General features: G+C 48.8%; 10 protein-coding genes. 9 read left to right on the top strand and 1 reads right to left on the bottom strand.

Translation table 11 applies throughout. The features are described from left to right. Window positions 1-34 precede the first annotated feature (34 nt). The 9 genes from ACFQ0N_RS27145 (at window position 35) to ACFQ0N_RS27105 (ending at window position 9,897) form a co-directional block, all read left to right on the top strand. The gene (locus ACFQ0N_RS27145) at window positions 35-877 is read left to right on the top strand and encodes a carbohydrate ABC transporter permease (protein ID WP_379332284.1); all 843 of its coding nucleotides are present in this window, start codon (window positions 35-37) and stop codon (window positions 875-877) included. 1 nt (window position 878) lies between these two features. After that, window positions 879-2,915 carry a YIP1 family protein gene (locus tag ACFQ0N_RS27140; RefSeq protein WP_379332282.1) on the top strand — a complete coding sequence of 679 codons (2,037 nt, stop codon included), beginning with the start codon at window positions 879-881 and terminating at the stop codon, window positions 2,913-2,915. Further along, window positions 2,906-5,176 carry a DUF5696 domain-containing protein gene (locus tag ACFQ0N_RS27135; protein ID WP_379332280.1) on the top strand — a complete coding sequence of 757 codons (2,271 nt, stop codon included), beginning with the start codon at window positions 2,906-2,908 and terminating at the stop codon, window positions 5,174-5,176. The genes ACFQ0N_RS27140 and ACFQ0N_RS27135 overlap by 10 nt, the downstream gene beginning before the upstream one ends. Continuing rightward, the gene (locus ACFQ0N_RS27130) at window positions 5,173-6,021 is read left to right on the top strand and encodes a carbohydrate ABC transporter permease (RefSeq protein WP_379332278.1); all 849 of its coding nucleotides are present in this window, start codon (window positions 5,173-5,175) and stop codon (window positions 6,019-6,021) included. Before ACFQ0N_RS27135 ends, ACFQ0N_RS27130 begins: the two co-directional genes overlap by 4 nt. Window positions 6,022-6,026: 5 nt before the next feature. Then, on the top strand, window positions 6,027-7,001 hold the full coding sequence (locus tag ACFQ0N_RS27125; RefSeq protein WP_379332276.1) for a carbohydrate ABC transporter permease: 975 nt from the start codon (window positions 6,027-6,029) through the stop codon (window positions 6,999-7,001). A gap of 347 nt (window positions 7,002-7,348) precedes the next feature. Beyond that, a complete protein-coding gene (locus ACFQ0N_RS27120; protein ID WP_379332274.1) occupies window positions 7,349-7,612 on the top strand; it encodes a hypothetical protein in 264 nt (87 codons plus the stop codon). Between the two features lie 379 nt (window positions 7,613-7,991). Further along, window positions 7,992-8,429 (top strand): helix-turn-helix domain-containing protein, encoded by a 438-nt coding sequence (locus ACFQ0N_RS27115; protein WP_379332272.1) that lies wholly within the window; start codon window positions 7,992-7,994, stop codon window positions 8,427-8,429. Beyond that, complete coding sequence (locus tag ACFQ0N_RS27110; protein ID WP_379332392.1) at window positions 8,429-9,157, top strand: ABC transporter ATP-binding protein; 729 nt, start codon at window positions 8,429-8,431, stop codon at window positions 9,155-9,157. Before ACFQ0N_RS27115 ends, ACFQ0N_RS27110 begins: the two co-directional genes overlap by 1 nt. Beyond that, the gene (locus ACFQ0N_RS27105) at window positions 9,157-9,897 is read left to right on the top strand and encodes an ABC transporter permease (RefSeq protein WP_379332270.1); all 741 of its coding nucleotides are present in this window, start codon (window positions 9,157-9,159) and stop codon (window positions 9,895-9,897) included. Before ACFQ0N_RS27110 ends, ACFQ0N_RS27105 begins: the two co-directional genes overlap by 1 nt. Before the next feature lie 413 nt (window positions 9,898-10,310). Here ACFQ0N_RS27105 and ACFQ0N_RS27100 read toward each other — a convergent pair whose 3' ends face one another. Continuing rightward, the gene (locus ACFQ0N_RS27100) at window positions 10,311-11,891 is read right to left on the bottom strand and encodes a response regulator transcription factor (RefSeq protein ID WP_379332268.1); all 1,581 of its coding nucleotides are present in this window, start codon (window positions 11,889-11,891) and stop codon (window positions 10,311-10,313) included. Window positions 11,892-11,903: the final 12 nt, after the last annotated feature.

The following is an 11,903-nucleotide window of genomic DNA, read 5'->3' as shown; positions in this document are numbered from 1 at the left end:
CCGTGTGGTGAGATGATTGGTTAAATTCAACCCGATGAAATTTCATAAGGATCAGCTCGGTTTCCATCTCATATTGCTGATTATGTCACTGTTTTTGACCTTGCCAATCCTGTTTATCGTGAACCATGCGTTTAAGCCGTTTACGGAGCTGTTTGCGTATCCGCCGACATTTTTCGTGAAAACGCCCACTTTAGAAAATTTTCGCATGCTGTTTCAATTTTCTTCGGAGTCGGGAATTCCGATGTCGAGATATTTGTTTAACAGCTTGTTCACAACAACCGCTGTTATTTTGCTTATGCTGTTCATTAGCTCACTAGCGGCGTTCGCCTTGTCGAAATTGCAATTTAAGGGCAAGCATACCTTCAATAAAATTAATACACTCGCCCTGATGTTCGTGCCGATCGCCGTAATGATTCCGCGGTTTCTCATTATTGAGCAGTTGGGCATCTACAACACCTATCTCGCCCATATTATTCCGATGCTGGCGATGCCGGTCGGTATCTTCCTGCTAAAGCAATTTATGGACCAAATTCCGGACGATTTGATCGAAGCGTCGAAAATGGATGGAGGCGGCAACTGGCGGGTGTATTGGAATGTGATGCTGCCGCTCGTCAGGCCGGCGCTCGCGACGGTTGCGATATTGACGTTTCAGGCCAGCTGGGGCAATACCGAAAGCTCCTCCATCTTTATGGATGACGAGTCGCTCAGGACGCTGCCTTTTTACATGAATACACTCATCGGACAATCGGGGAACATTGTAGCCGGAGCGGGATTATCCGCGGTCGTAGGCTTGATCATGTTTGTTCCAAATTTGATTTTATTTGTTATTTTACAAAATAAAGTCATGGACTCCATGGCTCATACGGGGATCAAATGATATGAAAAAATGGGGAATACCGAATCCGCTCCGCTGTTTTGCGGCTTTGGTGCTGCTGTATTTCCTTGCTTCGCACGCTGTGGCGGAGGCTGAGACGCCTTATTTCACCTATACGAGCGACAGCGAAGGAAAGACGATCAGGACGCAAACCTCTTACATTCCGGCTGGGCAAATCAATGCGATTAACGGTCAAAAGCTAAGTACGCCCGAGCATGTCTTCGTCGATGAGCAGGACTACGTGTACATTACGGACAGCGACTTAAACAAGGTTTTTGTGCTGGACCGGAATTACCGCTTTGTGAACGAGCTGGCGAGCGACCAGTTTTCCTCCATCAAAAGCACGTTTGTCACGGATCAATTTATTTATGTAGCGGATGGGTCCAAAAATGAGATTTACGTCTTTGACAAATCGACCTACGAGCCGGTACAGACGGTCGGCAAGCCGGATGCGCCGATTTTTGCCGAAGGCTATGAATTTAGCCCGACGCATCTTGCGGTTGATGTGCGGGGCAACATGTATGTCCGCAGCACGGGGTCCATCAACGGCTTGATCATGCTGAACCGGGAAGGGGAATTTATTACGTTCTTTGGCGCCAACCCGATGAAGGTTCCGTTGATCGACCAATTGCGCTCCGTTTTTTTGACCGAGACGCAGCAGGCGAAAATGGAGAAGGTTATGCCCGATGTCCCGAGCAATATCGCGATCGATAAAAAAGGCTTTATTTATACCGTGACGTCATCCGTAGAGACGAATCCGATCAAGAAGTTTAACGTGTCGGGGACGAATTATTTCCCGGACACGATCGTGGGGACATTCGCCATGGAGAGTGTATGGTGCGGGAAGCATAACAATGTGTATGCCGTCAATACCGACGGCTGGATCTTCGAGTACGACGCGAATGGCAATTTATTGTTTTTATTCGGGGGCAAAGACTTCAACTCCAGCCGTCTCGGCCTGCTGAACCGTCCTGTCAGTATCGCCTCCAACTCGGCTGACGAGCTGCTCGTCGTCGATCAAGGGATGAAGCTGATCCAGACGTACCGTTCCACCGAATTTGCGGACACGGTTCACCAGGCGATGGATGCGTATCAGGACGGCGATTACGATAAAAGCCAAAAGTTGTGGGAATATACGCTGAAATATAATTCGATCTTTGACAAAGCGCATATCGGTTTGGGCGACGCCTTGCTACGGGACGGAGACGCTGCGGACGCTTATGAAGAGTATAAGGATGCCCGTTATAAATCCGGCATGTCGGAAGCCTATTGGGAAATTCGCCAAAACTGGCTGACCGGCAACTTGGACATTATTTTTCCGGTTTTCCTCGCGCTGATTGTTATCGGTTATTTGTATAAGCGGCTGAGCGAAAAGTTCGGATACGGGGTCATTGTCAAAAGGAAGCTCGCTGTCGTCAGAAAGGTTAAAATCATCGACGATTTGCTTTATATGTTTACTTTTCTGCGGCGCCCGCTGGAGGGCTTTTATCAAATCCAGTATGAGAACCGGGTTTCAAGGCTATCATCTACGGTCATCTATATTTTGGTTGTCGTGATGCTGATCTTGCAATATGAATACACAAGCCGGCTGTTTGTTTCCGGGCAAGGATATTTTCTGTTTGAACTATCGATCATCGTCGGATTCGCCGTGTTATGGGTGCTGTCCAACTACCTGGTCTGTTCCATCGCCGACGGAGAAGGCAGGTTCCGGGATGTGTACAACGCAACAGCCTATTCCTTGAGCCCGATGATTGTCATCATGCCGCCGCTTATCATATTCAGCAACGCGCTAACATTGGAGCAAGCGGTGTTTTACCATTTGCCGGTTCAGGCGATGGCGCTCTGGATCGCCGTTTTAATGTTTTTTAAAATCAAGGACATCCAAAATTACGAGGTGGGCGAGACGGTTGGCGTTATTGTCAGAAGCGTGTTTACGATGCTGATCATCGCGTTGTTCCTGTTCGTCCTCTATTCGATCGGCTCCGGGCTGCTTGGATTCGGGTATGATGTCGTGACGGAGGCGGGGAAAAGATGGTCGTAAAAAGATTGAAAATTGCAGTTGGCTTGCTGCTCCTTGCCGCATTAGGCTTATATATGTTGTTCAATCAGTCGGAGAAGGCGGAGTTCAGCATGGCCGCAGCGCAAGGCAGCGCTAAAGATATCGTCGTGAACGATGGATCGGGCCCATGTACCGAGCCGGCTGCCGGCACGGCGGCGATACCGTCTTCGTTCAAAAAGGCGGCCGAAAGCGGACAGCTGGAGCTCTATCTGGAAGAAGAGAGCGTCGCCATAGCGGTCAAAGACAAGTGCAACGGCTATGCCTGGTTCTCCTACAATGTTGATTTGGATATGCAGAAGGCCGGGTACAGCCCAGACATCATCGGGTACATCAAATCGGGGGTTTCCATCGTAACCTACGATAAATTCAAGCCAGGCCGGCGTACAATACTGGGCGATCAAGCGAAAAAGACGTTTCAATTTCGTGATGACGGCTTTACCGCGACAATTGACTTTACGAAAGTCCAGCTTAAGTTCGACGTCGTGGTTACGCTGAAGCAGGGGGACTTAATCATCGAAATCCCCCGCGAGAGCATTCAGGAATACAATCCGGCTTTGTGGAAGCCGGGGAACAACGATATTCTGCTCAGCGAAATGATTGTTTACCCTTTTTTCGGAAGCGTGCCGCAGAAGGAAAACGGCTATATTGTCATTCCTGACGGCTCGGGAGCGATCGTCAGGCTGGATGAAACCCCGAAATATGCAACCGGATACTCGGCTCCCGTTTACGGCCAGGATTATGGTTATGAAACAACCGGCGCGCTTGGCCCCAAGCATATGGCGGTCAAACCGCTGGAAAGGGTATCCCTGCCGATTTACGGCATGATTCATGATGAAGGCCGCGTCGGCATGCTCGTGATCGCGGAAGACGGGGCCAGCTATGCGACCTACAATTATGTGTCGAAAAATTTGCAGACAAGCGATTATCAGTCGTATTTTACCTACAATTACCGCAAGGCCTACGCCCAGATGCAAAGCCGGGTCAATAAGGATCAATATGTGCTCGGTTTTCAGCAGCTTCCGAATCAATTCGATCTCGTTCAGCGTTATGTTTTCTTGAGCGGCGCAAAAGCGGATTACGTTGGCGTTGCCAAAGGCTTTCGCGATTATTTAGCCAAAAAAGACGGCCTCAGCAAAAAAACGGAAGCCGACCGTAAGCAAATTCCGCTGAAAATCGATTTTATCAATAACGAAGTGACAATGGGAACACTCGGTACGGAAAATGTGCCGGCGACGAAGTACAGGCAGGCGCAGGAACTGGTCAAGACGCTGATTGAGAAAGGCTACCAGAATTTGAACGTTACTTTTAAAACATTTGTGAAAGAAGATTCTGGCTACCGGTTCAAGGTCATGGATCAGCTGGGGGGAGAAGACGCTTTTAAAGAAGCGATCGCCGATTTCCATTCCCGCAACGTGAGGTTCAGCTATTATATCGACTATGCCCAATCGTATTATGAAAAAACGAAGTATACGGCAAGCAAATTGAACCGGCAGGATATGCAGGTGATGAACGACAGCAAATTGTTGTACAACTACCCCAACAATCCGAAATATGTGCAGTATTTGGCGGAGCGGGATTTGGACGCGCTCAAAAAGTACAATATCGGCTCGCTTGCTTTGGGCGGCTTAACGGAAACGTTGTTTACCCATTACGATCAGGGAATGATCGGTTATGCGAACGAGGGAATGGCTTATATGGAACAAGCTTTGCAGGATTTGAACGATAACGGCATCAGAACGGGCATTTATTTGCCTGACGCCTATCTTTATAAATACGCCGGCGAGTATTACGATACGCCGATCGTTTCTTCGGATCTGATCTTTATCGACGCGACCGTACCGCTCATTCCGCTTATTCTAAGCGGTTATGTCGACATGTTCTCACCGTATATGAATTTTTCGTCTAATGACACTGACGTCATGCTGAGAATGATCGAGTTCGGGGTATTTCCATCCTTCATTTTGACGGGGGAATCGACTTATGACATTAAGCGGACGGCATCGAACGACGTCTACGCCTCCGAATATCCTTATTTGCAGGATCGCATCGACTATATGTATGCCGGGGTCAACGAAGCTTTGCATGAAGTGTCCAACAGCGAAATGATCCATCACACGATTTTGGCGGAGGGGGTCGTTCGGGTCGAATATGCGAACGGCAAAACGATTGTGATCAATTACAATAACGAGTCGTACAGCGACGGGAATGTGAAAATTAAAGCAAAAGGGTTTGTGATACTATGAGGAACAAGCAAGCGTGGACCGGCGTGCTGTTTATCAGCCCTTGGATTATCGGGTTTTTGGCCTTTGTCGCTTATCCGCTGTATCGAACCGTCTATATGAGCTTCTATAACGTCTCCTTCGGGCTCAAGTCTGGATGGAGGTATGAATGGGTCGGCACGGAAAACTACAAAAGAATTATGTTCGAGGATACCGACTTCGTCATCGAAGCGCAAAATTTCCTGGCCGGCACCGTGCTGAATATTCCCGTCATCATTGCATTGTCGATGATTATTGCCGTGCTGCTGAACCAGAAATTAAGGGGAAAGGCGTTTTTCCGTTTGCTGTTTTTCTTGCCCATCGTCATTTTGAACGGCGAACTGATGGATAACATGAATACGTATGGGGGCATGTCGATTACGGCAAACCAGTTCCTGATGGACACACTGCGGACCATTATTCCATCGGATAATGCGGTGCTGCTGATCAGCAATCTGTTCGGGCTGATTGTGGAGCTGTTGTGGTACAGCGCCGTTCCGATTCTGATCTTTTTGGCGGGGCTGCAGAAGATTGGCAGAGATATGTATGAAGCCGCGGCAATCGACGGGGCTTCGCCCTGGAGCTCATTCTGGAAAATTACGCTGCCGACCATTTATCCGATGGTCAGCTTATGTGTTATCTATCTGGTCGTGTTTCTGGCGAATTTCGAAGCCAATCCGATCAACGGCATCATTATGGCGTCCAAGTATGACGGCTCCCGGCGTGAGGGGTATGCTTCCGCGCTGGCCTTACTGTATTCGGCCGTGCAGATCGTACTGATCGCCGTTCTCTATTACGCAACCCGCAGCAGAAACCAGAAAGGGAGGTGAGGACAATGAACGTGATCTATAGCCGCGCGAGACAACAATTTTTTAAATATGCCCCATCGGTAAAAAGGCTCTTTTTCGGGATGCAGATCAGCGACGGCCTTGTGTACCGTGTGGCGGCTTATGCGATTTTGATCGTATTCGGATTCGTTTTTTTGTTTCCGCTGCTGTATATGCTGTCGACAAGCTTCATGTCCAACCTGGACCTGGCTGATACGACCGTCGAATGGCTGCCGACAAGCCTGTATACATTCAACTATGAGATGACATGGAAGGCGCTGAAGCTGCCAGGCTCTTACATAACGACGATCGCAGTGGCAGGATCTACCCTGCTCTGCGTCATCCTGTCCTCCATGCTGGTCGGGTACGGGCTGGCACGCTTCCAGTTTTTTGGCAAAAATATGGTGTTAATCCTGCTGCTGTTTACGTACATCGCCCCGAAAACGTTATTTTTCATTCCGAGATTTCAAATTTTTATGGAGCTGGGGCTGAAGGGGAATATCGGGGCGCTGCTCGTGCCGGCGTTAACCGGCCAAGGGGAGCAGGCATCGCTTTTTATATTGATCTTTTATCAATTTTTCAAAATGATCCCGAAAGCGTTGGAGGAAGCAGCCTATATGGATGGAGCGGGAGCGTTACGGACCTTTTGGAAAATAGCGATTCCGATGGCCGGGCCCGCTTTTATTATTGTCGGCGTATATGGATTTTCGATCTATTGGAACGAAACGTTTCTGACTTCTTTTTACCTGGACGGCAAAATCCAGACGATCCCGATGCTGCTCGGCAATTTGCAGGAATCGTTCGGTTCGGCGGTTACAGCCAGCAAGGTAGGCGATGCCAGCAAAAATCCGAACTTGAGCTATACGGAAGCGAAGGCTTTCGCGGGAACGCTTTTATCCATTATCCCGCTGACGGTCATGTATCTCGTCGTACAAAGATGGTTTGTGGAAAGCATTGATAAATCAGGGATTACCGGCGAATAAAAGCGCCGGGAACGAACCTGAAACCCCTTGAAGCGGGTAACTGCGGGTCATGCGGACACAGGATCCGTTATTTTGTCGAAACCCGGCTCATTCGGAGGTTTCGCGGACATACGATCCGTTATTCGTTGAATTTGCCGGGTTTTTGGGGCGATTTGAGACAAATAACGGAACCACGGTCCGCGGACCAGTCGTTTGGGCACATTTGTTCACAGATAACGGATCCACGGTCCGCATAGTCGATTGAAAGCGCATACAGCCATTTCATCGGCGATGCGGCACAAGCTTATCCGGCCGCTTCAACGCTCAAAACGTATAAACGGCATCTGCTTTATCTCAAGCCCGACGTCTTGATCGTAGTCGATGATATCGAGACGGAGCAGCCGCGGCAGCTGGAGCTTCGATTTTTCCCCGAGGGTCAGCAAGCTTATCCGCTCGCGGACGGCAGCTTCTGGATACCGGGCAGGAACACGAACTTCGACATTAAGCCGTTGACGCCATCGTCCGGAACTAGCGTGGCCGCAGAGAATGTCCCTACCTACGACTATTACAATACGCCTGTCGACAAGCTGGCCGGCGCGTTCTCTAAGGAGTACCCCAAAGGAAGCGTATAGCGGATAAAACCGCTTTTGCAGCCCGAGCAGCAGAAGCGAAGGCGCTTAATGAAGCGGATTACACTCCTGAGAGCTGGCAAGCCTCATCTTCTCACTCTAATCCAAGAAAAAGTATCCATAAGGGCGGTCGAAGTGGGCCGTAGCGGCGTGAACGGGTACGAGCACGATAAACGGGCTGCGGCATTATCCAAAAAGGTCTTGTATACACAGATTTTCGTGTACAAGACCTTTTTTTTCTTCCAGACATGAGAGACCATGAACTGCAGCAACTCGGAAGCCACAGAAACAAATGTTAACTGAACGCAACAAAACATGTTATCTTCGGTTGGTGGTGTAGTCGGAAAAGTACTCTATAATGATATCAAGAGGTGTGAAAAATATGATTAGTATGAATTTGAAAAAATTGCGAAAAACGCATCGCTACACGCAAGAAGAAATTGCCGATAAGATCGGAGTTTCAAGACAGGCTGTTGCGAAATGGGAGAATGGAGAGACCGTGCCGGATATCAATAATTGTATCGCTTTGGCAGAGTTATACGGAGTAGTATTGGATGATTTGGTCCATTATTCCGATGACAAGGAAGAATTGGGCATTCGACCGAAGGGGAAACACATATTTGGACTCGTTAAGGTTGGTGAACGAGGGCAAATCGTAATCCCCAAAAAAGCTAGGGAAATATTCAGCATCTGTCCTGGGGACAGCTTACTGGTTCTGGGCGATGAGGAGCGGGGAATTGCTATTGTAAAGAGCAAGGATTTCCTGCAGTTTGCTCAGGATATATTTAATGCACAGAAATACGAGGAGGAAGACGAGTGATTGCTGTTCAAACCATGAATTTGACAAAGAAATTCAAAGATAAAACTGCTGTGAATTCTCTAAACCTTTCGATAGAACAAGGAGAGCTCTTTGCTTTGCTCGGAGTGAACGGCGCAGGCAAAACGACAACGATCAAGATGTTGACTTGCCTTAGCAAGCCTACTGACGGCGATGCAACACTGCTTGGCGGCAGCATCGTATCCAATCCTTATGCAGTAAAAGAAAAGATCAATGTTTCCCCGCAGGAAACTGCCGTCGCTCGCAATTTATCGGTCAGAGAGAATCTTGAATTCATTGCCCGCATTTACGGGTTCAAAAGGAAAACAGTAGAGAAAAAAGTGGATGAGATGCTGACAACTTTTAGTCTTATGGAAGTGTCCAAAGATAAAGCAAAAACTTTATCGGGCGGAATGCAAAGGCGACTTAGTATTGCCATGGCTCTTATCTCAAACCCGCAAATACTTTTCCTTGATGAACCAACGTTGGGACTGGATGTCATCGCAAGACGGGAGCTCTGGACTGCTATTAAGAAATTAAAAGGAAAAATAACCATTATTCTCACGACTCATTATATGGAGGAAGCAGAAGCGCTTTCGGATCGGATAGGAATCATGGCGAAAGGAAAATTAAAAGCGGTTGGAACGGCGGCGGAATTGATGGCAAAGAAGAATGCCAAAACACTCGAAGATGCCTTTATCTCGCTAGCGGCAAAAGAGGAGGCAGAATAATGAAATCGATAGCATTTGCTGCACGAAACCGCAAAGAGATTCTTAGAGATCCTTTGAATCTAGTATTTGGTATAGGTTTCCCATTAGTTATACTATTCCTGCTATCTGCAATACAAGCGAATACCAAAGTTGAACTATTTTCCATCGATAACCTTGTTCCGGGAGTTGCCGTTTTCGGCCTTTCTTTTGTTTCTCTATTCTCCGGGATGCTAATCGCTAAAGATAGAAGCACCTCCTTTCTGACGAGGTTGTTTACGGCTCCATTAACAGCCCCTGATTACATCATGGGATATACATTGCCGCTAATACCCATGGCGATTCTACAAATTGCCATATGTTTTATTGCCGCATTCTTCTTAGGATTGCCGGTCAATTCCAATGTTTTGCTCTCTATTATTGCGCTTCTGCCAACAGCTGTTCTTTTTATAGGAATCGGCCTGCTGGCAGGCAGTATATTAAATGACAAGCAGGTAGGCGGCATCTGCGGAGCGCTCCTGACGAATCTAAGCGCATGGCTTAGCGGCACCTGGTTTGATTTAAATCTGATTGGCGGCTGGTTTAAAGGGATTGCCTACGCCCTTCCCTTTGCTCATGCTGTAGATGCGAGCAGAGCTGCCATTTTCAAAGACTATTCATCGATTTTACCGCATCTATGGTGGGTCATTGGATATGCGGCTGTCATCATCGTTATTGCAATTTACACGTTCAAGAAAAAAATGAGCGGCGATACCGCTTCATAGTGGGCAAATAGGCTTTAGCGCGCCGAGGCGAATGGCAGCCAGACAGCCGACAGCAGGTAACCTCTTTTTACGCTTGTGCTTTTCAGCTCTCCCGATCCCGGGAGGGCTTTTTTGTTAATATAGAGTTTATAAAATAAGCCAAGTGGAACAGACGATCCGTTAGGTTGTCGGCGCCCAGTACATTTGGAGGTTTCGCGGACAGACGATTCGTTATTTGCCGATTTTGCTGGGAATTAACGGCGATTTGAGTTACATAACGGATCTAGGGTCCGCGAGCCAGCGGTTTTGGCACATTTGTTCACAGATAACGGATCCACAGTCCGCTAGGGGCCGCGTGTTCACGATGAACGAGGGACGGATGTCACAGCCGCTATTTGATGACCAGGAGCACGATTTCGGCCAAAAATGTGCCATTAAGATCGCTCACATCCGCTAGACTGATCGCGATATCCGTCCTTAAGCCGAAATTCTGTCGGACTGACTCCGACGATCGTTTTGAACACGCGACTGAAGTAATTTTGGTCCGTATAGCCTACGATCTCGGCGATTTCCTTCACCAGCATCTCGGGGTAAGCAAGCATGAATTCCTTGGCTTTGCGCATGCGAAGTTCCGTGACATACTCCACAAACGACTTGCCGCTGAAGTTGCGGAACAAGCTGCAGATATATGTGCTGGATACATGGAAGTTGCCGATCAAGTCCTGCAAGCTGAGCGGCTGTCCAATATGATACGAAATATAAGTCTCGATTTTGGCGAAAATCTCAGCCGCATTGTTTATTTTGTCTTCCGCGTCTTGCTCGAGTGACAAGGAGTGGGCGAGCATGGACCAGAATGCCTGAAATAACTCCGCATAGGAAGAGGCTGTCATGACCATCTCCTCCACACGCGCTTCGAAGGATCGGTTATCGGGATCAAGCGGCGGTTGATGGGTACGATCGATGATTCGAAGAATATGCATCAGATTCACTTTCAACACTTTGTTGGATAGACTGAGCTTTTCCCAAGTTTGCAAGCTGGTGTGGATCATCGTTTTAAGTGCGGCGTAATCCTGTTTTATGGTCAAATGCCGGATTCTCTGGACCTCCAGTTCGGACAGGGTTCGGGCCGTTGATAGACCTGACGACGAGGCGGTCGTGACGAGCTTCGGCTTGCCGATAGCGATATGTTCCGATAGGAGTACCTGCAGTTTTTGGACGGTCCGGCGCAGGTTCTCCGGTTCGCGGATCGGTTCGCTATAGGCGATCGATGGGAGCTGGTTGTTGTTCCTGAAAGTGTTCTGCAAGCACGTCAAGATCTGTTCCATGGCGGCGGGGCCGTCTCCGTGCGTTCCGATCACGGTGATGACGGTGCTCCCGTCTTCTATGGGGAAGAGCCACGCCTCTTCGTTGTGAGCCAGCAGCTGCACCAATTGCGAGCGGCATTCCCCGAAATGAACCAGGTGGGGCGGCATCAAAAAAGGAAGATCATATCCAGCGCCCACTTTCTGGATGAGAAACAGCCGATACGACGAATAGGGCAGAGCAGCCGGAATCACACTTTGGGGAACTTCCTCGAAGCGCCCGGAACACAAGTGCCCCCACACCACCTCACGGGTTCGCAAGTAATGTCGACTTTCAAAGGATTGCAGTTGCTTGTCCAGCACGTCCCTCAACGCATCGGCATCCAACGGCTTAAGCAGATAGTCCGCCACGTTGGCTCTCATCGCTTCCCGAGCGTATTCGAAGGATGGATAGCCGCTGATGACGACGACCTGGATATTGGGCCATCGCTTCTGGATGGCGTGCGCCAGCTCTATGCCGTCGCCGGAAGCCATGCGGATATCGGTAAACACCACATCGGGCGAGAGGGAAGGAATTTGCGCCATCGCCTCGTGGCCGCTGTAGCATTCCCCGACGATTTGCAAGGAATGGACGGATTCGTCATTATGCAAGGTCAATTTTCGCTTCAGCTGATCCAGAAAAAGAGGCTCGTCATCCACTAACATGATTCTCATGTGTCGTTGCCC

Origin of the sequence: Paenibacillus sp. GCM10027626 (genome assembly GCF_042676285.1) — a bacterium.
Classification (GTDB): Bacteria; Bacillota; Bacilli; order Paenibacillales; family Paenibacillaceae; genus Paenibacillus_Z.
The sequence above is the reverse complement of the archived record's forward strand: the minus strand, read 5'-3'. Positions and strand labels throughout refer to the sequence as shown.